Annotated in this window: 21 protein-coding genes; 7 read left to right on the top strand and 14 right to left on the bottom strand. The window is 44.2% G+C overall.

Annotation, left to right across the window (positions count from 1 at the left end; translation table 11 throughout):
* Window positions 1–29 precede the first annotated feature (29 nt).
* The 3 genes from R8G66_02620 to R8G66_02630 are packed head-to-tail and all read left to right on the top strand — an operon-like array spanning window position 30 to window position 2,267.
* Complete coding sequence (locus R8G66_02620; GenBank protein MDW3191222.1) at window positions 30–776, top strand: 5-oxoprolinase subunit PxpA; 747 nt, start codon at window positions 30–32, stop codon at window positions 774–776.
* Entirely contained in the window at window positions 773–1,411 is a 639-nt protein-coding gene (locus R8G66_02625) for an allophanate hydrolase subunit 1 (protein MDW3191223.1), read from the top strand. The genes R8G66_02620 and R8G66_02625 overlap by 4 nt, the downstream gene beginning before the upstream one ends.
* Window positions 1,404–2,267: a biotin-dependent carboxyltransferase family protein gene (locus tag R8G66_02630; GenBank protein ID MDW3191224.1), complete on the top strand. Its 864-nt coding sequence runs from the start codon at window positions 1,404–1,406 to the stop codon at window positions 2,265–2,267. The genes R8G66_02625 and R8G66_02630 overlap by 8 nt, the downstream gene beginning before the upstream one ends.
* Here R8G66_02630 and R8G66_02635 read toward each other — a convergent pair.
* From R8G66_02635 to R8G66_02645, 3 genes are all read right to left on the bottom strand, one after another.
* Complete coding sequence (locus R8G66_02635; protein ID MDW3191225.1) at window positions 2,264–3,271, bottom strand: alpha/beta hydrolase; 1,008 nt, start codon at window positions 3,269–3,271, stop codon at window positions 2,264–2,266. The two genes, R8G66_02630 and R8G66_02635, sit on opposite strands and share 4 nt — an antisense overlap.
* Window positions 3,272–3,338: 67 nt before the next feature.
* Entirely contained in the window at window positions 3,339–3,749 is a 411-nt protein-coding gene (locus R8G66_02640; protein MDW3191226.1) for a Rieske (2Fe-2S) protein, read from the bottom strand.
* Window positions 3,750–3,804: 55 nt separating this feature from the next.
* Entirely contained in the window at window positions 3,805–4,770 is a 966-nt protein-coding gene (locus R8G66_02645; GenBank protein ID MDW3191227.1) for a hypothetical protein, read from the bottom strand.
* 353 nt (window positions 4,771–5,123) lie between these two features.
* On the opposite strand from R8G66_02645, the gene R8G66_02650 reads away from it, so the two are divergent.
* Window positions 5,124–5,906, top strand: coding sequence for a tRNA pseudouridine(38-40) synthase TruA (locus tag R8G66_02650; protein ID MDW3191228.1), 783 nt, complete (start codon window positions 5,124–5,126; stop codon window positions 5,904–5,906).
* Window positions 5,907–5,964: 58 nt separating this feature from the next.
* Here the strand turns inward: R8G66_02650 and R8G66_02655 are convergent, their stop codons facing one another.
* The 5 genes from R8G66_02655 to R8G66_02675 form a co-directional block, all read right to left on the bottom strand.
* On the bottom strand, window positions 5,965–8,223 hold the full coding sequence (locus tag R8G66_02655; GenBank protein MDW3191229.1) for a hypothetical protein: 2,259 nt from the start codon (window positions 8,221–8,223) through the stop codon (window positions 5,965–5,967).
* A 108-nt stretch (window positions 8,224–8,331) separates the two neighbouring features.
* Window positions 8,332–9,135: a DUF3667 domain-containing protein gene (locus R8G66_02660; GenBank protein ID MDW3191230.1), complete on the bottom strand. Its 804-nt coding sequence runs from the start codon at window positions 9,133–9,135 to the stop codon at window positions 8,332–8,334.
* 1 nt (window position 9,136) lies between these two features.
* Window positions 9,137–11,395, bottom strand: a complete 2,259-nt coding sequence (locus R8G66_02665; protein ID MDW3191231.1) for a prolyl oligopeptidase family serine peptidase — start codon at window positions 11,393–11,395, stop codon at window positions 9,137–9,139.
* A gap of 106 nt (window positions 11,396–11,501) precedes the next feature.
* Window positions 11,502–14,117 (bottom strand): FtsX-like permease family protein, encoded by a 2,616-nt coding sequence (locus R8G66_02670; GenBank protein ID MDW3191232.1) that lies wholly within the window; start codon window positions 14,115–14,117, stop codon window positions 11,502–11,504.
* Window positions 14,114–14,437 (bottom strand): PadR family transcriptional regulator, encoded by a 324-nt coding sequence (locus R8G66_02675; protein ID MDW3191233.1) that lies wholly within the window; start codon window positions 14,435–14,437, stop codon window positions 14,114–14,116. Before R8G66_02675 ends, R8G66_02670 begins: the two co-directional genes overlap by 4 nt.
* A gap of 159 nt (window positions 14,438–14,596) precedes the next feature.
* On the opposite strand from R8G66_02675, the gene R8G66_02680 reads away from it, so the two are divergent.
* Entirely contained in the window at window positions 14,597–14,980 is a 384-nt protein-coding gene (locus R8G66_02680; GenBank protein ID MDW3191234.1) for a DoxX family protein, read from the top strand.
* Between the two features lie 143 nt (window positions 14,981–15,123).
* Here the strand turns inward: R8G66_02680 and R8G66_02685 are convergent, their stop codons facing one another.
* Window positions 15,124–15,714, bottom strand: coding sequence for a pseudouridine synthase (locus R8G66_02685; protein MDW3191235.1), 591 nt, complete (start codon window positions 15,712–15,714; stop codon window positions 15,124–15,126).
* Here R8G66_02685 and R8G66_02690 point away from each other — a divergent pair.
* A complete protein-coding gene (locus R8G66_02690) occupies window positions 15,714–16,385 on the top strand; it encodes a DUF4918 family protein (protein MDW3191236.1) in 672 nt (223 codons plus the stop codon). The two genes, R8G66_02685 and R8G66_02690, sit on opposite strands and share 1 nt — an antisense overlap.
* A 74-nt stretch (window positions 16,386–16,459) precedes the next feature.
* Here the strand turns inward: R8G66_02690 and R8G66_02695 are convergent, their stop codons facing one another.
* The 5 genes from R8G66_02695 to R8G66_02715 all read right to left on the bottom strand — a co-directional run bounded on the left by R8G66_02695 (window position 16,460) and on the right by R8G66_02715 (window position 19,686).
* Window positions 16,460–17,062 carry a methyltransferase domain-containing protein gene (locus R8G66_02695; protein ID MDW3191237.1) on the bottom strand — a complete coding sequence of 201 codons (603 nt, stop codon included), beginning with the start codon at window positions 17,060–17,062 and terminating at the stop codon, window positions 16,460–16,462.
* A 44-nt stretch (window positions 17,063–17,106) separates the two neighbouring features.
* Window positions 17,107–17,397, bottom strand: coding sequence for a DUF1272 domain-containing protein (locus tag R8G66_02700; protein ID MDW3191238.1), 291 nt, complete (start codon window positions 17,395–17,397; stop codon window positions 17,107–17,109).
* A 42-nt stretch (window positions 17,398–17,439) separates the two neighbouring features.
* A complete protein-coding gene (locus R8G66_02705; GenBank protein MDW3191239.1) occupies window positions 17,440–18,297 on the bottom strand; it encodes an alpha/beta hydrolase in 858 nt (285 codons plus the stop codon).
* Window positions 18,298–18,581: 284 nt separating this feature from the next.
* Window positions 18,582–19,319, bottom strand: a complete 738-nt coding sequence (locus R8G66_02710) for an MBL fold metallo-hydrolase (GenBank protein MDW3191240.1) — start codon at window positions 19,317–19,319, stop codon at window positions 18,582–18,584.
* A 4-nt stretch (window positions 19,320–19,323) separates the two neighbouring features.
* Window positions 19,324–19,686 carry an ArsC/Spx/MgsR family protein gene (locus R8G66_02715; GenBank protein ID MDW3191241.1) on the bottom strand — a complete coding sequence of 121 codons (363 nt, stop codon included), beginning with the start codon at window positions 19,684–19,686 and terminating at the stop codon, window positions 19,324–19,326.
* A gap of 326 nt (window positions 19,687–20,012) precedes the next feature.
* On the opposite strand from R8G66_02715, the gene R8G66_02720 reads away from it, so the two are divergent.
* Window positions 20,013–20,672 carry an alpha/beta family hydrolase gene (locus tag R8G66_02720; GenBank protein ID MDW3191242.1) on the top strand — a complete coding sequence of 220 codons (660 nt, stop codon included), beginning with the start codon at window positions 20,013–20,015 and terminating at the stop codon, window positions 20,670–20,672.
* Window positions 20,673–20,771 lie beyond the last annotated feature (99 nt).

Below are 20,771 nucleotides of genomic sequence, written 5' to 3' on the forward strand. Positions count from 1 at the left end.
TTAAGCCAGATTAACCATGTGCTATCATCATGATCAAATCTCTTGACATCAATGCCGATGTAGGTGAGAGTTATGGAAACTTCAAAATTGGACAGGACGAGGTATTGATGCCCTACCTGACCAGTTGCAACATCGCCTGCGGATTCCATGGCGGCGATCCGGTGACCATCCATAAAACTATCTTCATGGCACTCGAAAACGACGTAGCGATTGGAGCACACCCCTCCTATCCAGACCTCCAGGGTTTTGGTAGACGAAGAATGTTCCTACCAAGAGAAGAACTGAAACATTTGATCGAATATCAGGTCTATGCCTTGAAAGGGATGGTTGAAGCACAAGGAGGAAAACTACATCATGTAAAACCTCACGGAGCCCTTAACAATCACATGATGGATGATCTTACTTTGCTGGAAGCTGTGCTCGAAACTGTCCATGACATTGACCCAAAATTACCGGTATATGTACCTTTCCTTCCTGCTATAAGAAAAGAAGGTGCCAATATCCGATTCGAATTGTTTGCGGACCGCTCCTATGAGGAAGACCTCAGACTTACGCCACGCAACATCGACGGCAGTCTACTAAAGACTAAAGAGGATTTTGAACCACATCTCCGATCACTTATGGAGGCAATGGCCATTACACGCGGTGGTCAACAATTGCCTGTAGAAATAGACACGATATGCATTCACGGAGATAATCCCGGCGCGCTTGAGATCGCCCAATACTTGCATGAATTGACCAATGAGATGGGTATCAATCTCAAAAGTGTTCGATGAACATTTCGCAGCTAAATGAAAAAGTCGCAATTGCGGAATTCTATCCTGAAATCAGTGAAGTTACACTCAGGAAAGTTCAGCTGTTGAAGTCTACTTTGACGAATCATGCTTTTCAAGGATTAGAGGAGGTATGGAGCAGTTATCACAGTGTAGCCATTTCCTATGACCCTAAACGGATTTCGTTTCGTGAAGTCAGACAAAATATCCTTGATCTTCCAATAGCGAGACCTGAACAAACCTTGTATGATGAGGCCTCCATCATCAAAATTCCCATAACCTATCATCACGACACACATGACATGCAGGCACTTTCCACATCGCTTGGGTTATCCACTCAGGAAATCGCAACCATGCATAAGGCCCCTAACTACCAGGTAGCAATGCTCGGTTTTCAACCAGGCTTCCCCTTTTTGATTGGACTTCCTAAAAAACTGCATCACCCACGGAAGAAAACGCCGAGTTTGAAAGTACCCAAAGGATCAGTGGCTATTGGAGGAGCACAAACTGGTATTTACCCCTCTGAAAGCCCCGGAGGATGGTATGTGATCGGAAACACCACACTCGATTTATTCACTAAACCTGATCAATTCTTATTGAAACCCGGGGATCAGGTAGCGTTTGTAACAGATGAGTGAGTTGTTATGCACAGTTAAGTCAGGGGGCTTATTCACCACCATTCAGGACTTAGGCAGGCCTGGTTTCCGCCAGTTTGGCGTACCCGTATCAGGCGCACTTGATCAGGAAAGCGCCGCATTGGCCAATACGTTGGTTGGAAATCCGATAGAATATCCACTACTAGAAATCACACAAACCGGGCCCTATCTGGAATTTGAAAAGTATGGAGCGTTAGCCATCGCTGGGGCTAACCTTAGCCCCAGACTCAATGGAATCGACATACCTAATCATGAGACCGTCTTCTTTGCCAAAGGTGATGTACTCTCTTTCGGTCAGCCCAAAACGGGAATCCGGGCTTACCTTGCGTTTTCCGGTGAATTACAGGTAGAAAGGCTGTTTGGAAGTGTTTCTACTCATACTGGTAATCAGTGGGGAGGCCTGAATGGACAAACGCTCCAAAAGGGAGATCAATTACGAATTGTGCCGCCTTCACAACATATTCAACACCAAAAAATCAGACATCAGATCCGTACAACCAATACCATCAGAGTAACAAAATCCATGGAATTTGAGGCATTGGAAAATTCAGATCAGGAACGGTTGTTTTCACAGGACTGGATCGTGGCTTCGGAAAGTAATCGCATGGGTATTCGTCTCTCGGGAGCATCACTCATAAGTAAGCTACCGGAGATGATCTCCAGTCCGACAGACACGGGAATTATCCAGCTTCCTCCAAGTGGATTACCGATTGTTTTGATGAATGACAGTGCAGCTATAGGTGGTTATCCGAGGATCTGTGCGGTTTTACGCGAAGACTTGCCTATCATCTCACAAAAGCCCCCCGGAGCTACGATCCGGTTGAAATTGATTACTTAATATTCTTCAAGTGGTGGAATCTTAAGAATATCCTCCAAAAAATACTCCGTGATGTTCCTGACAGATTGCAAGTCTTTGCTTTGGAGGTCAGATGCCAGGACATGATTATCAACATCAGAAAACGGACTTTCAAGCTTGAAATCTTCAGGGGTTTGTGTCATTTGCTGAAAGGCCATCATGGCCTGTACTGAGACCACATCGTCTTTTTCATCCTCGTTTTTATAGTAGTAGCCCAACAGGTACGGCGTTTTAATTTTCTCGAAAGTCTCTGGTTTCATGGTCTGGTCCAGCAAAGCCTGCAATGCCAGTAATCCCTGTGTATGGTAACGGAGGTTCCAATATCGCTCAATCGGCGTACCTACTCCTTCTTCAATCACTCGGTAATCCCCAATGACTTTCCCCAATATTTGCTCTCCCCACGGTCCTGTGATCAAAGCAGCAGTAGGATCAGCAATTTCAATGTTAGGAGAAAAAAGAATTTGCGCATCTACCAGATCGGGGTTATACGCTGATAAATAAATGGACAAGGTACCTCCTGTAGAACAAGACATGAGGATCACTTTCTTACCTAATAACTGACCGACAGCCAGGGCCTCCTTTGCACTTTCCACCAAAGAGGAAGGTGTAAGGTCTTTGAATGCGTCTATATCCTCCAGCCCATGTTGCGATAGTCTCGGCAAATAGATATTGAACCCAAATTTCTGGGCCATTTCGATATGTACTGGATTGGATTCCATGGGACTCGCGGAAAAACCATGTAAATAGACAATCGCATAATCCGTTTGTCGAGCGGAATCAGCCCAAACAATGCGAGACTGATTGTCCGGTTTGATGCCAGCAACCAGCCTTTCGGTGGATTCAATATACGCGTCCAATTCTTCCAGTGGGATATCAACCAACTCAACTCGGGGATCGATTTCTGGGAAAGAAACGCTGGGGCCCATAAAGTAGACGCCTGACAACAGGCCAAAGACCACAACAATACCCAGCAAAAGTTTTTTCATAGCTCGGAGGAAATTCCCGTGAAAATAGGCAAATAAGCGTGTACCTTATAAGATGAACAGGTGTTTTTTATGAGATTGTCAGAATATTTCCTTCTCTTGCTACCTGAAACTCGGCGAGGTTTTTAATGGCAGGACCAGACACCACTGCTCCTGTATAATCAAATTGTGACGTGTGACAGGTGCAAGTAAACACCCCTCTCCCGAATACCCAATCTCTGGCACATTGCTCATGGGTACAAACGCTGGTAAATGCCCGTATCTCCCCTTCCCAGTTAACAATCAGCACATTTTCATCCGGGTGCAAGACCCAGTTTTGGCTCAGTATCTCATCGAATGGACTAACAGACATGTCCAATATCAAAGGCTGTGACAAGTCTGGCTGAATATCCTCTTCACCACAACTTTCGAGAGATATCCCGAGGGCAGTAAGCGCCGTAGCGGCTCCGGCTTGTTTGATAAAAGTCTTTCGGTTCATCATCAATTATGTGCCTATACAGCAAATCAGAAAATTTAGTTCGCTTAAGAAGTCGCCATCATTCCTCAAGAAGTTCCTCAAACTCTTCCTGATCCACCACCCGGATGGCGCAATTCACATGATAGAAACTACCTCTTTCCAGGTCCATCAATCCCTCTTGATTATTCAGGGCATTGATGTTGCAATTCATAGGTTCAATTGCAATGCTCTTCCGCTCGGATGGTGTGAATACCTGAAGAAACAAACATTCTTTGGATGCTTCCATGGCCACTCCTACCTTTTCCTCAGGGCAATAGAGGATCGAATTGTCCTGCATGATGAGCTTAAAACAGTCGTCAAATTCCACATCTCCGATATCATTAGGTTCCTCATAGTCCATAAAATCCTTCACCTCACCTGTAGGTAGGTTTTCACCATTGAGTACCACCTGGCTCACGAATGGTAATTTCATTTTTAAAGAACTAAGCGGCTTTTGATTAATCGTCAGATAAGGATGCCAACCAAAGCCAATCGGCATGTGTCCGTTGCCACGGTTTTCCATATCAAACTTCACATCAAGTCGATCCTCAGCATAGGTGTAAGTGATGACCAAACCAAAAGCAAAGGGATAGTAGTTTCGGTCACCAGAATAATAGTAGGCAACTTTCGCGGTTCCTCCATCATCATTTGCTTCCATTTCCAACACCTTGAAGGCCTCTTTACCAACAAAACCGTGTATTGAATTTCCCTGGAATTTCTCTTCTACTGGAAAGGTGTATTCCCTTCCTTCGTAACGATAAGTTCCGTTTTCCAAACGGTTGGGATAGGGAAATAAAACAGCACTCTTGAAAGCAGGGTCCGATTCCACCTGATCGTAAGTTTCATGTCCATCAATGGTTTCCAGCCAGGAATCACCCACCTGAAACAGCAACTTGTTAAGCATTGCACCATTTTCTGGCAAAACCTCCATCACAATCGTATCTCCTTTCTTGAGATGAATGGCTTTGATGTTATCTATTTCAGTTTCTTCGATCGTGTAGGCCATGACGCCAAATGTGGTGGTTTGGGTGAAGATATAAAATCAGAATGATTTAGCGTAGAAACTCTTCTGAAGTATGTAAATAAACTGATGATTGCATAACCAAATTGTGAAACTCGAATAGCATTCTGATTTGACGTGTGGGCTTATGAGATAAATCCCCTGGTCCTCGACCACCCCCTACGCGGGTCGTCCTTTGAAAAGGGGGACTTTTGCATCTTCATAGAATGACTCTGATGAAGTAGGAAAAATTCTCAGCTAATCAGAGTCACTGAATAATACTCTGATTTAATTGAGGTTGGAAAATTCCCAACCCCATAGCAGGCACATAAAGAGCAGAATTCCCTTAATTTCACCGCATGCCTGAATGGACCTTCTTTTATCTGGTACGCATTGAATTTCTAGGTTTCCGCTACCATGGCTGGCAAAAGCAGGAAGGCCTGAAGACAATTCACCAAATGGTGGACAAAACACTGAAATTCGTGCTAGGAACTACACCTTTTAGAAGTCTGGGATGCGGCAGAACTGATGCAAAAGTCTCAGCGGAGGATTACGCCTTTGAGCTTTTTACCACACAGTCTCTGATACCCGAGCAACTGGTCCATCGGCTAAATGCCAATCTACCTGCAGACATACGTGCACGTTCTGCAAAAGAAGTGGACGCCCAATTCAACATCATTCAGAGTGCAAAGACCAAAACGTATCATTATCACTTCTGTTTCGGTGAGAAGCCACATCCATTTTCGGCACCACTGGTACAACACTTCGGCAAGAAACTCGACATAGATTCCATGATCCTTGCCGCGAAGCAATTGGAAGGAGAACATGATTTTACCACCTTTACCAGCAAACCAGGTGAAGAAACACAACTCAAACGCTTGTTGAAAAAGGCAATCATTGTAGAAAATGAAACAGGTGACCCTTATATGCCTGTGGCCAATCATTACATTTTCCAGGCCACTGCACCGGGGTTTCTACGTTACCAGGTTCGACTGATGATGGGTGCTTTGATTGAAATTGGCCGGGGACTACTCACCATTGAGGAACTTAAAGCTTTGTTATCCGGTGAAAAAACAGGACAAATCAAAACAGTAGCTCCAGGATCGGGTTTGAGGTTGCATCGGGTGGGGTTTGGAGAGTAATTCTGAGCTTGCTTCGATAAATCCCCCGCCCTTTGAAGAGGAGGATTTCTGTCAGTCCTTACCTCCTCACCACCACCTTAAACTGCTGTCTTACTTTTCTTTGAGATAGATCTACGAGATACATACCAGGTTGTAAACCGGCCATTTCCAGGGTCAGCTCCGCTCCTTCCATGCAATGCTGGGCGACTGCTCTTCCCATGGGGTCGTAGACACGAACATAGGTCCCCTCAGGAGCCCGAACCTGGCAATTACCCTGAGTAACGGATGGGAATACACTAACTGATTTTTTTGAGAAAAAAGGCAGCATTAAGACTTTAGAATATTCGGTATGCCCATCAAAATCAATGATCTTCAATCGATAGTATAAGTGGTTGGAGCTTTCAATCCTGAAATTGTAATCAAGTACATCCTCCGAATTGATCGCCATTTTTTCACCCACTTTCTCAAAGATCAGACCATCAACGGAAGCTTCAATTTCAATCAGGCTCACGTTGTGAGCATTTTGCGTTCGCCAGGTGAGCCAGTGATTTCCGAGGATCGTAGTTACATCGAAGGACAGCAGATCCAACGGCAATACGGTACTGGCATAATCAATGATGGCGTCTCTTACCAAATTATAATTGGATTCAATTTCCCGCAATTCACCTCTTTGTTCCACATGCATAAACCGGTCTGTGGTGTTATCCGCTATCTGGTTTGAGCTACATATATTTCCCTGATGTGCGTTAAGAAAGCGACCAAATGTGTTCGTATACCCGGTCAATTTAGTTGTGTATGGATCAGAATGTACTCCTACGGCATTGAAGCTCGAATTATTGTCAATGTAATCGACAAAATAAACAACTCGGTCCGAATGAGCCGGTGTTTGATCTGTGCCATTGGACACAATCACATCCGGATCACCACCCACATGGGCAAAACCGTGTAGCTGGACAAAGTGGCTAAAAATATTATTGTCAGCGATCTCCTCAGAGGCATAATGAAAAGGCATTTCTGACGAATGAGCTGCATCCGATTCTCGAAAGTCGGTACTTCCGGAGCATACTGAAGTTGAACCGTGACATCCACTCGCGATGGATGAAGAACATCGGTAATTGCCAGCTATCTGAATGCCTGCAAGATCCAGTTCTTGATACAAGTATCCCCCTTGTCTACCGGTGAAACTATCATTAACCGGATGCGGCACTGACAATTGCTCATTGGCATAGCTCGGACTGGCATTAAAAATATACGTACCCCAATGATGCGGATTATCCACCTCGCCATCATGTCTGAGTACATAATGTATCTTATTACTATTGGTCTGATCGGTAAAAGTGACCAACTCATACCCTACGTTAGCCGCATCAGTTCTCGCCTGGGTAAGGTCAGCCGCAAGCACACTTTGGACCATACTTCGAAAAGTGGCCTCCTCTGATTTCAGAGGTACATCTTCTATCGTAGTTGGTGGATCGTAGGTCTCTACGTCTGATTCATCAGGAATTCTTAAATCAATGGGGCCTGCGATGTAATGATAGATCGGCGCATTGCTTTGAAAACTAAGCGTCGTTAAGGCAGCGGCAGAAAAATCCACATCTAGGTCGTCAACCGCCAGTCCAAAATCAAGCTTCGAGCTATTTTCCTTGTACCATCGGAAAAGCAAGTATTCCCCATCAGCCAACGTCACATTGAATGAAAAAGTAATTTGCACGCGGTTCTCACTGTCGTTGCCAACCAGGGGTAGTCCTGTTACTCCGTCCATGTTCAATCCAGTGGTATCAAATCTGGGAGATGTAAAAAAGAGCTCAGGCACATAAGTATATCCGCTCGTACGCTCAGGTATGGCGATTGTAGGATCTGAATTGGCTACCAGATAAGAAAAACCTAGCACTTGTGGACGTTGGCCGTTACTGATGCGCCATTGTTCACCAGTATAACTGACGGTTACAGAATTGATTGTCTGACCACTATTGTTCTGATATTTTACGCCAAAAGTGATGTCACCCGAAGCGTCACGAGGAATTACGCCTAGAGCTAAGTCAGGAATCAATCTATCCCCGTAACTGTACAATCCTCTCTCCGAAGAACCTCCAGTATGTCGGTTACCACCATATCGAATATTAAGGGTCTCACTTTCTTCATTTTCTGCGAACCAGTTTGGAAGTGTAGAATCATCTATCCATTCTTCCTCTTGAAGGGATCCATCCTGAGGTAAAGCATTGAAATCCTCGGAATATGTTGTAGCGAGATTCGTAATAGACACTTGTCCATGGGACAAATGCGTCATCAGACCAGTGAACCATAGTACTGGCAAAATTTTGGCGTAGCGGCGAAACATGTAGGCGATGTGTGTTGATTGTTAGCCTTTACGTACATCGCCCTGCTTCGTTTGTTAATGATAACCTAAACAAGCACATAGGCAGGAATGTGAAGTGTTTTGACGGTCTTAGAGCACTCCTGTAAGACCTAAAACAATCCCAATCACGATACTTACAATCATGATCGCTAGGAAAAACCCAATAAGTACTCCTATGAAGAGTAATAGCTTCACCAGGCTCTTGCCAAAAGATAGTTGGTACCATTTGCCGTAAGCATAAGTATAATAACCCATCACGAAAACCATACTGATCATGTACAAACTCGGATCAATCAGCAGACTAAGCAGAAAAAAGACCAACGTGAATAGAAACGTCACTCCCTGCATGTAGGCATTGGCCACTAAATGTTCACCAAAATTGTATGGCTTTCGGTAGACTATGAAGCTCATGAGCCCGTAGATCGGCAGCAACAAAAAGGAAAAGAAATTGAAGTACCGCAAGATAGTTCGTTGAATTTCCTCGGCATTTTCAAGCTGTTGTTCAACAGCATCTACGTTCATCTGCTCATCAGGTTCAATGGCCTGATCGATGACTTCAAATTGACTTTCATTGATGCCCTGTGAAATGGCAATGTAATCCTCTGTGAACTGCTGAAAAGCAAATAATGCCAATGCTGCACCGATAGTGAAAAATGCAAATGGTGGAAAATACCGTTTTCGCACACCATTCATATAATCAGTCAACACAAGTTGAGGACTCACAAACATGGCTTTCAGTGTTCGCAAATAGGTGTTATCCAAGCCTATGACATTCCGAAACATATCGGTAAGCATGGCCTTGAACGTGATGCGCTTAGTCACTACTTTAGCTCCACATTCGTGACAAAAATGTGCTCCTTCAGTCAGCGGTGTTCCGCAATTTTTACAATTCATTTCAATTCCAGTCAAAATCCCAAACAGGTTCTTCTCCCAGGAGATGTTCTACAAAGTAATTCCATCGGGATTTAAGAAAATAATACCTCACTTTTCCACGATAGCCGTGCTTTTGACTTGGAAAGATCAACATATCAAAACGTTTATCTGCCTGCACCAGGGCCTCGGCCAATTTGAAGGATGCTGAAGGGTTCACATTGTCATCAATCCCTCCATGAGTAATCAATAACTTACCCTTTAGGTTTTCGGCCATCGTAACATTAGACTGCAAATGATAGGCTGAATCCACTGGCCAACCCATGTACATTTCAGGCCACCAGGCTTTTTCCATGCGATGATCGTGATCTGCTGAACTGGATACGGCTACATGATAGGTTTCGGGGAATGCCAATAAGGCGTGCGCAGCATCATACCCACCTGCGGAGTGGCCATAAATCCCGACATGTTCGGTATCGACCCAAGAAAAACGCTCCCCCAATTGACGAATGGCATGCGCATGATCCGTAAGTCCGCCGCCAAGATTTTTGTAACTGAAATCATGAAATGCCTTGGAACGGCCAGCCGAACCTCGCCCATCAACACGCATGACGATAAAGCCTAATTCTGCTAAGGCTTGATTCCCGAATGCATTAGGAAAATTACTAGGAAACATGTTGGTATGTGGACCGGTGTAGCTATTGTCAATGATGGGGTACTTTTTGTTCGGATCAAAATCTGTAGGTTTCCACAACGCTCCATAGATCTTCGTCTCTCCATCTCCTGCAATCGCCTCGAATACTTCTGGCGCCTGCCATTCCGGAATGGCTTTGACGTCCGCCTGAGACAATTCCAACACTTCTTTCCCAGTATTGGCATCACGCAACACCGTTCGGGTTGGAATCGAAACGGTAGACACATTATCCAGTATATACCTTGAGTCAGGCGAAATAGCCACCTGATGATGTAACTCACCTGATGTCAACGCCTTGAATCCTTTTCCATTGAAATTCACCTGATACAGGTGATAGGTATAGGGATTAATCTCTTTATCCTTGCCCGAAGCTCGGAAATAGATCACCTCATTCGCTTCATCTATTTTTTCGATATTTTGGACATAATAGTCGCCTTTCGTCATAGCCCTCACTTCACCCGTTCGAAGGTTGAGTCTATAGAGTTGTCGCCAGCCGGTTTTCTCTGATAAAAAGAAAACCATCTCCTGATCCTTTACCAGCCAGTATCGGAAGTTATCAATATTCGTTTTGCTGGTTTCGCGGTAAAGTAAGTCTCTCTGACCAGATTCCAGATTAAAGCGGTAAATGGAGTACTCCTGATAACCACGGGTATGATTAAAAATCAAGACCTCATTGGGATTGTTGGTCCAACTTACCCTCATGCTGTTAATGTGCGTTGGCCTCGGCAATCCAGTAGCAACACGTTTTCCGGTAGCTACATGAAAGAAAGTAGGCTCCTGGTAGATCATAGTAGAATCTCCGGGTGATCCCCGGTAATAAGAAAGCAACCTCGGACGGAACAAGGAATCTACGCTCCAATCTAGCAGGTACATCTTCTGAGCCACACTAAAGTCTAGCAACTCTGCATGGATCCATTGTTCACCCGGGGACCAATCCACATAGAAGTTTTCGGGGCGGTCTGAGTTTTCACCTTCTATGATATCTGCCCAGCCGTACCAGGTGGCATATTCATAGCCCTTTTTCCCGTCTTTGCTTAATTGAATCTCCTGGCCGGTCGAATCCTTGACAAACAAGTTGTAGTCTCTACGGAAAGCGGTCCAGGTTCCTTTAGGTGAACGGACCTCTCCTTCTATATCAGTTCGCTCCTCTTCCTTTGGTAGCACTTCAAGACCATAGTTCCCCTCCTTGAATTGATAGGCGACACCATCTACTTCTATCTTTAGGGAATCCGTACCAATGCGATCTACTGCATATATGGGTAGCTGACTGGACTTCAGCGTATCACCCGTTACTTTCGTCAATGCTTCTGCCAATTGCACATGGTCAAACAAAGGTCGTTTTTGGAGTTTATCCCAGGTTACCTGCCAGAATTGTTTACCCTCAGCAGATTGTGTGGTGTACCAAAAACCCGTGGAATCCGAATACCAATTGGGGTCAATCCACAAATTGTAGACCTTCTTATTGACCAAATTTTCCCACATATACGAAACGGCACGGTCATAGCGCTCGGACAAGTCATTGTTCTGACTCAATGACAACATGGGAAGGCATAGTACAAATGCTAGAATCGTGATTTTAATTGCTTTCATCGGCGGCTCGGTGATCGAAGTAGCTATTCCAATTCTTAAGTATGGAATAGCCGCTTCCCAGACTAAGTGCTAAAGCTAATTCATAATCACTTATATGCAAGCCCGTCTACTCGTCTCTCAAATGCTTTATTGGATTGGCAAGTGCTGCTTTTACTGTATTCAATCCGATCGTCATTGCAGCCGTTGCAACCACTAGCACCAACGCCAACATCACAAAACCTGGTTCCGGTGCTAATTGATAAGAAAATTGCACCAGCCATTCATTGATAAAATACAATGCCACCGGCAATCCCAGTACTAATCCAAAGAGGATCAAAAAGATGAATTTTCCTGAAACGAGTGTGGTCACTTGAATGACTGAAGAACCGAGCACTTTCCGAATGCTGATCTCCTTGCTTCGCTCTTCCGTAGCAAATAATACGACGCCATAGAGCCCAAGGCAGGACACAACAATACTGAGAAAAGTAAAGATGGTAAACAAGGTCAGGAAACGACGATCATTCTGATAGAGGTTGGCATAGTTCTCATCCACAAAATGATAATCAAATAGTTCGTTGCTGGAGAATTCATCCCATACCGCCTCCAGCTCGCCCATCGTCTCTGGCAGCTGATTTCCGGCAAGCCGAAGGATGATATTGTCAGGGCTTTCACGAAATCCAGGCGTACCGTAAACAAATACGATCGGTTCTACCTGATTCTTCAATGACTTGTAGTGATAGTCCTTTGCAACTCCGATCACACTTCTCGGATGGTTCATCAGTGTAATTTGATCACCAATGACGGACTGTTTTTCCAATAATCGAGCCGCAGCTTCATTTAATATAACCGGTCCTGAAAGCGATGCATCTGTCGTTGCTGTGAAATTCTGACCTTCCAATAGAGGAATTCCCAGCGTCTCAAAGAACAGCTCATCGACGGCAATGAGGTAGACAAAATGATGTTCATCTTCCGACGTTCCCCAATACATTTCGGCCCCATTATTCATATCACTGGGCAAGGATTCACCTGAAGCCGTCACCTGAACTACTCCTGGTTTTTCTTTCATGACTTGCTTGATGACATCTATCTTTTCTTGCAGTGCTTTGTCCTCGACCTTTACACTCACCAGCATGTCCTTGTTAAATCCCAGGTCTTTTTCGGACATGAACCGGACCTGACGGAAGATCAATACAGAGCTTACAACTAAAAATACCGTGATTGCAAACTGAAAGGTGACCAGGCTTTTTTGCAATAGTCTTCTGCTTCTTGCCGTGCCCTGCTTATCCACTAATCCCTTGGTTCGGATCGTCCCAGCCAACCAGGCTGGATAAATACCAGACAATAACATGACACCTAAGATCACCAAACTAATTTGAGCAATGGCGCTCCAATTGATCAAAATGGATAAAGGCATTTCTTTACCGATCAAATCGCTGAAAACCGGCCACAGCGACCAGGTAAGCCCTATGGCTAACAAGAAACTGAAAAAGACAGTCAATGTTGATTCAGTGAAGAATTGACTGACGATCTGACCTCCTCTCGCTCCCATAACTCGTCGAATTCCAACTTCCTTTCGTCGACGAGACATACGCGCACTCACCAAATTGAGGTAATTGATGCTGGCGATCAACAAGATGAATACACCAACAACACTCAGGATCATGACTTGTCGAATGCTGCCATCTGTCAGGGAAGCATGAACACCTTCTGAATACAAATGCACTTCTGAAAGCGGTTGAAACTCAAAGGACATCTGCTCAGCCATTTTCTCACCGAGCTCACGTTCCACAATCATAGGGACTGCCGCTTCAATTCGTTTCAGGGTGCTTTTATCCGGAATATGAACATATACATGCAACCAGGACAACCACCATTGTTCTTTAAAGCGACTGTAAAGTTCATCGACGCTACTCATGGAAGCGAGCAGTTGAAAAGGCAGATCACTACTAGCCGGTAGGTCTTCGATGACTCCATCGATACGCATTTGCATGTCTACATTGCCATCATAGATTTTGATCGGCAAAGACTGGCCTACCGGATTCACACCTTTCCCAAAATACTTCTCTGCAATACCTTGAGTAAGTACAACCGTGTTTTTCTGTTGCAGGGCTGCTTTCGGATTACCATATATAAATGGGAGGTCGAAGAGTTGCAAAACAGAAGCATCGCTCCAGTAGAAATCTGCTTCATAGAAACGTTGGTCATCCAACTTCACAAAAACAGGATCCTGACCAAAGGTTGAAAACTCCATCGCACCTTCAAAGTCTTGAAGAAAAGCCTGAGATACAGGACTTGGCTGTGGCCGTTCTCGTTTTCCATCCGTGAGACTCTTCCTAAGCAGCCGATAGATCTCATCCTGCTTAGGATGGAAATCATCATAACTGTATTCGTACCGAATAAACGCATAGATAAAAAGGAAGGAAATCATACTCAGGGTTAGCCCAAGTACGTTGATGGCGGTAAAAAATCGGTTTTGTAAAAGTGACCGAACGCCGATTTTGAGGTTGTTGTTGACCATGGTGTTATCAATTAAGTGAACCAGTAAGTTTTTGACCTTTTTTAATTGGTGAAGGCGAAGCGCCCGGAAGGCATTCCATAAGTAAACCCGTTTAAGTCTGGCCGGTGAGTAGGTTTCTTGTTTCCAGTAAAACCATTCGTGCAAATCTCCCAGCACTTCATCCGCAAATCGGTCCCGAAGAAAGAATTCCAGTACCGTATCGATCCATTTTGGGGGTTGCATCATGCGTCGTACCCTGGCATCAGTTTCCAAAGTCTGTCCCGAATGTCACGGGCACTTTCCAATGCCTCCTTGCCCTCAGTCGTCATTTTATACATCCGTTTACTTCGGCCTCCTCTAGATTTGCTCGAACCTCCAACATACGAGGTAACAAAACCTTTCTCTTCCAGTCGATACAAAGCCGTATGTACGGTACTGACCGTAACTTGTCTTCCTGTGTGCGTTTCGATCTCTTTGAGGATCGAAATGCCGTATGCCTCTCCTAGTTGAATGCCAACCATAAGCAGGACCATTTCTTCAAATTCTCCGAGGTGTGTTCCTTTCATCTGACCTATTAGATACGTAAATGCCAAACAAATATTATTATTATATTCGTAAATGCCAATCTAATGTTCACAAAACCACTGAAATTATTTCAATTTCACGATTTCAAGTCTTTGATTATCTTCGACACTTACTCTTACACTTTTTAGCTAAAACCTACTATGAAAGAATCCATTGGCATTCTAGTTGCCCGTATCGGATTTGGAGGAATGATGTTGACACATGGCTGGCCCAAGTTGGAACGAGTCATTTCATCGGGAAAACTCCAATTCGGTGACCCCATTGGGCTTGGGCCAGAGATCTCTTTGATCCTCACCATTTTCGCGGAATTTGTTTGTTCCATTTTGATCATCCTGGGTCTCAAAACCAAGCTGGCAGCCATCCCTCCTGCTTTTACCATGCTTGTAGCAGCCTTTGTGGTTCACCTGGATGATCCCTTTAGCAAGAAGGAATTTGCATTGCTTTACTTCTTCGGTTTTTTCATTCTGATATTCGTCGGAAGTGGACAGTATTCGATGGATAATTATCTAGGGAGAAGACGTTGAGTTAAGGTTGTAGTTGGTATTGAGCAGCTTCCCTTACGATTAACAATGTCCAATTGAATATTTTTCAATCCCTGCCTCGTCGGCAAGGCGGGCAGGGAATTACGCTCGATGTGGTTTAACACCACTGAAAGGACTGGTAACTATCATTCCAACCCCAATTTCTTATATAACACATTTCGAGAGATCATTCTCAAATCTCCCGGTTCCATTGGAAAGAGGTTGAGTGATTCAATACCAACACGCAACAAACGCAAAGTCGGGTGGCCTACTTTAGCTGTCATCTTACGCACCTGGCGATTCTTCCCTTCTGTAAGGCTGATCGACATCCAGGAAGTTTCTGGATGTTTTATTCTGTTTACGGGTGGTTCTCTCTCAGGAATTGTTGGACCGATGATTTCAACTTCTGCGGGTAGGGTATGATGTTTTTTACCATTCACATTGATGTCCACCCCTACTCTGAGTTGTTCTAATTCATCTTTCGTTGGCTTGCCCTCTACTTCCACCCAATAAGTGCGTTTATGCCCATGCTTCGGATCTAACAGGCGATGATTCAATGATTTATCGTTGGTGAGAATCAGTAACCCTTCGCTATCCAGGTCTAACCGACCAACTGGATAAACCCCTTTGGGCAACTTAAAAACCGATCCCAGACCCGAGTTTCCGTCTTCATCCGAAAACTGACTTAAGACCTTGTAGGGTTTGTAAATGAGGAAATAATGTAATTTGCGCGCCAATGGAAAAGAAGCTATTCGCCGAAGCGATCATGCAATATTACCGGCAATTGCAGGCCCCGACAAATCTTCCGGTTGATGTGGAGGTGATGAACCCTTATCTTAATGATGCAACCGTAGCCATTGCCGAGAAATTCTATCAAAAATATTATTCAGATAATCATCCCAGGGTCATGCTTTTCGGGATCAATCCCGGGCGGTTTGGAGCAGGTTTAACAGGCGTTCCATTTAACGATCCAGCTAGACTGGAGGAAGTCTGTGGCATCCCGAATGACTTTGACAAGAAACCTGAGCTTTCCTCCAGATTCATCAACGAAATGGTTATTGCTTACGGGGGGCCAGAGAAATTCTATGCGAAATATTTCATTTCAGGGGTTTCACCTCTAGGTTATTTACGAGAAGGCATCAACCTGAACTACTACGACATTAAAGGGTTTAAACCCATGTTTGAAGACTATGTGGTGGCGCAAATCAAAGAACAACTGAAATTTGGGATTGATCAATCCGTGGCCTACAGCATTGGTAAAGGGCAGAACATCAAGTACCTGAATTACATCAATGACAAGTATAGATTCTTCGAGAAAATGCTTCCACTCCCTCACCCACGCTGGGTCATGCAATATCGTCTGAAAAGGAAAGATGAGTTTATTCAAGAGTATCTGGATGTACTTTAATTTTCTACGATTACCTTTCCACCCGGACGCTAACCCGAGTCTTTCTCTGAAGGGAATGCATTCTTTAAAAAGGACTAAATCCCCCGCTCAAAAATCCCAAATAGTTCATTGCCCATACGTGGAGGAATGGAATTATAACAGTCTTCAAATACACGTTCGTCAAAATAAGGAGTGAGGTAAGATTTGTATTCCTCTTTTGATCCACCAAACGGTCTTCTGGACTCCATTGTGAGTGGATGTTTGAACCAAAGTCCAACCAATTTACCACTGGGATTTAGGAGCTGATGCATTTTTTCGGCGTAAGCGCGTCTATTATCTCCCGTGGGTTCTAAAGAGCAAAAGAAAGTTTGTTCCAGAACAAGATCGAATTGACCTACTAATTCAAAGAAATCCTTGTGCAGTAATTGCCTGGCCGGAAAATCAGGGACCCTTTGCTGAAACTGATCCAATGGAAGTTTTGAAATATCTAAAACATAAACATTTGTAAACCCTTGCTGATGCATGTACTCCGCTTCGTAGGCATTGCCCGCACCCGGGACCAGGATTTTAAGTTGTTTATCTTCCAGTTGATCGATATAGGTCTTTAAGGGTGTTGACGGACTACCAAGGTCCCAACCGGTATTTTGTTCAACATATCGCTTCGTCCAGTACGCTTCCTGATTTTCTGTTTCGGTCATGTGACCATAAACAGTAAACCAGGGCAATTCGTTTGCTTATTGGATCATCTTTCATGTGCTGGAACATCCCTGTTTTTTGTTTTGAGCGCTTGGAATCGACCCATATCCACTGGTTTATGCGTAATCTTCGTTGTGGCCGGATATTTTTCCATTAATGCTGCAGGTCGGATAGGTCTTGGAACAAACCCACCACCGCAATTGGGGCAAACATTCTCCAGAGAATTCTCCACACAATCTTTGCAAAACGTACATTCAAAAGTACAGATCATGGCCTCCGTACTATCCGGAGGGAGTGGCTTATTACAGTTTTCGCAGGTAGGTCGGAGTTCAAGCATAATTTAATCGGGATCTATGTTATTCATATTTCTGTATCTCATCTATACCGCTACAAACTCTTCATAAGCCTTCAATACCCCTTCAGCATCTTCAACCTGCGGATAATGACCAATATTCTCCAACAACCAAATATTCTCGGTAGAGACTAATTCTTTGTAATGATCCACCATGTGCCCACCGGAAATGGGATCTACCGGGCCATTGATGATCCCTATTTTGCCTTTGTATTGCTGTAGTGCCCCTACCCACCTTTCTCGGTTGTCTGCACGTTCTTGCATGTACCAAATGAGTTTATGAGCCAGGCGATGACCATTGTTATATGCAAGCAACTCCCAGTATTCGTGTAGTTCTTCCTTAGTGAGTTGGGTATTGGGTCCAAAAATCCGACTGAAGCTTTTATCCAACTTTTTCTCGTTCATCATCTTGCTGAGCAGAAACCCAATGGGACTCATCAGTAGTTTTTGGATCAGTAATGGCTTATGCACTTCCGGAAATATCCCCCCATTCAAAAGACAGACACTCAACGTCTTCCAATCCGCTCCATCCAGTTCACGGGCCATGATTTCTTGAGTAACCGTATCTCCGTAATCGTGAGCGAGTATATGAAATTTATTGATGCCCAATTTATCGATTAAATCCAGGTGAATATCGGCCTGAGCCCTAATGGAGTAGTCAAAATCAATAGGTTTCGCCGATCGGCCAAACCCGATCATGTCCGGTGCTATCAGATTGTATTGTTCGGATAATTGATCCCAGATCTTCCACCAGTCGAAGGAGCAAGAGGGAAATCCATGGATCAATACCAACCAGGGTTTGTCACTTTTAGATTGCTTGTAAATGATATCTTGGCCTTTCCATGAAAAGGTGGCGGCATCTTGGTACCAGGTTTCGGGGCTCATGTAGGAAAGATAAGGAGTACTGTTTAATTCAAAGGAGTTGCATGGTGTTAAAAACTCGAAGCTTTATGAATCCTGGATAGGGAAACGAAGACTAGTAAAGATTTCGAATTTAACGTGAAAGGGGACTCAAACGTTGGCAAGTGAATAGAACCGATGATCATGTCTAGCAGATCCCTTACGATCAATGAAAAAATAAACAGCGAAAGGAACAGCTATGCTCCCAAGCCTTGTCCGGCTAGGCAGGCGGGGGATGACACTCTAGAACATCAAACCGGGCTACCCCATCACCACAGATCAATCACCTGACCGTCCTGAAGTTTTTCAAATTCAAGACCTGTCGCTGCTAACATCTCTGGTCCCATATGACTCAATAGTAACCTGTTGGTTGATAACAACTCCTTTTTACTCAAAAGGGTTTGATAGCTCAAATGACCTGGAGATTCTTGGTCCAGGTTGTTGCACTCACAAATCATGATTTCAGATCTTTCGGCCAGTAATGGAAGATTATCACTCCATTCCGTGTCACCGGAAAAGCTAAGAATGTTCTCATTCCAGCGTAATCGCACTCCATGTGGATTGGAAGGCGGAGAATGCTTCATAGGAAAAGCACTGACCTCAATTCCTTGCAGGTATTCATTCCAATCTTCCTCATACTCCTTAAATGCAAACGGCAGTTCATCCAGTAAGGCACCGGTACCCGGGTACATCGCCTCTTGTAATAGGTAAACCTTTTCTTTCACTCCTTTAGGGCCAACAATGAGCAATGGTTTTTCTCTGGCCTGCTCCACTTTGGCCGAAATCACGAAAAAAGGCAACCCGCCGTAATGGTCACCGTGAAAATGCGTCAGCACGACCATGTCCAGGTCCTTGGCTTGCCTGTTTAGTTGTTTGTAGCGTACAAATGCTGTGGCACCACAATCCAATAGAATGCGTTGCCCCGCTGCCTCGATGAAAAAAGAAGTACAGTATTTCCCTCCCGAAGCAAACGCATCACCGGCACCTAAAACGGTCAGCTTTCCCATCAGATCAGGATAAGGCGTCTTCCAGTTCAGCTACTACCATCGCGGAATTGCCTACGAAAATTTCACCTTCTACCAGGAACACTGGTCGCTTCAGGAAAGTGTATTCTTCCGTGATCAAAGAACGATAGTCGTCTTCCGTTAATTCACTATCTGCCAAACCCATGGATTTATATTTCATGGCTCTTCTGGAAAAAAGCGACTCATAAGATCCAGAAAGCGCCTTCATTTCATCCACTTGTTCACCCGTGATGGGTTTTTCTTTGATGTCCTGGATCTCAAAACCTGCGAGCTTCTCTCCTAGCTGATTCATGATTTTTTTACAAGTGCTGCAACTGGACAAATAATAAAGTTTCTTCTGATTGGACATGCTTAATAATTTACTTCAAAGCTAGTGGCATCTGGTCAATTGTTATCCCAATTAAATGTAATTTAGGATACTACGGAATGGTTTTTTGTAGCCTTAACCCCCCCGCCCATGCTTCGTCCGGCAGGCGGGCTTTCAGGCACCGCCTTTTTGAAAGGGGGATTGGAATATTTCATAGTTAAGTTGAAAAATCCACTCCAATTCAATGCCCGAATTAAGAAACCAATTCATTCGGTTAAAAAGAAAACTCAACAGGTATTTGTCCGATCTGTTTTTCCTTTTCATCAGTATTCATGAAAATTGCGGCGAGATCCTAAAAAGCTACCATCATGACCATGTTCATCAATGAAGACATTGGCTCCGTTAATGCCCTGATCGATGAAAGTATCGACCCGAAATACCTTGTCATCCTATCGCATGGTGCAGGCGCAGGCATGCAACATGTTTTCATGGAAAGCCTGGCCAAAGGACTGGCCTCAAAAAATGCGCATGTGATGCGTTTCAACTTTCCCTATATGGATGCTGGAAAGAAATTACCAGGCTCTCCTAAAGTATCTCAACAATCCATTCTCGCTGCACTGGAAGACATCAATAAGAAATACTGGGACCTTCCAATATTCCTTGCCGGAAAGTCTTATGGTGGAAGAATGTCCTCCCATGTAGTGGCAGATGGTTCCGCTCCTCAAGTCAAAGGCCTGATTTATTATGGTTTCCCACTTCATGCACCTGGTAAGGACGGAACTAAGCGTGCAGATCATCTGCAGCAAGTCGACATCCCTCAGTTGTTCATTCAGGGTACCAACGATAAACTGGCCAACTTTGATCTGATCAAAAAAGTGGTGAAAGCACAGTCACAAGCAGAGCTCTACTCAATTGATCATGCCGACCACAGTTTCCGGGTAGCCAAAAAACTACAAAAGCCTGGCCATGACATCATGAAGGTATTGGTGAATAAGACCAATGATTGGGTCTTGTCTATGATTAAGTAGTACGATTAAAATCACTACGCCACTTTTGGTGAATTACTTCTCAAATGATGTCTCTGAAGAACGAGAGGTTGGGTTGAAATTATATTGCTAAATCTTTTT

The sequence above is a fragment of the Cytophagales bacterium genome (assembly GCA_033344775.1).
GTDB lineage: Bacteria > Bacteroidota > Bacteroidia > Cytophagales > Cyclobacteriaceae > JAWPMT01.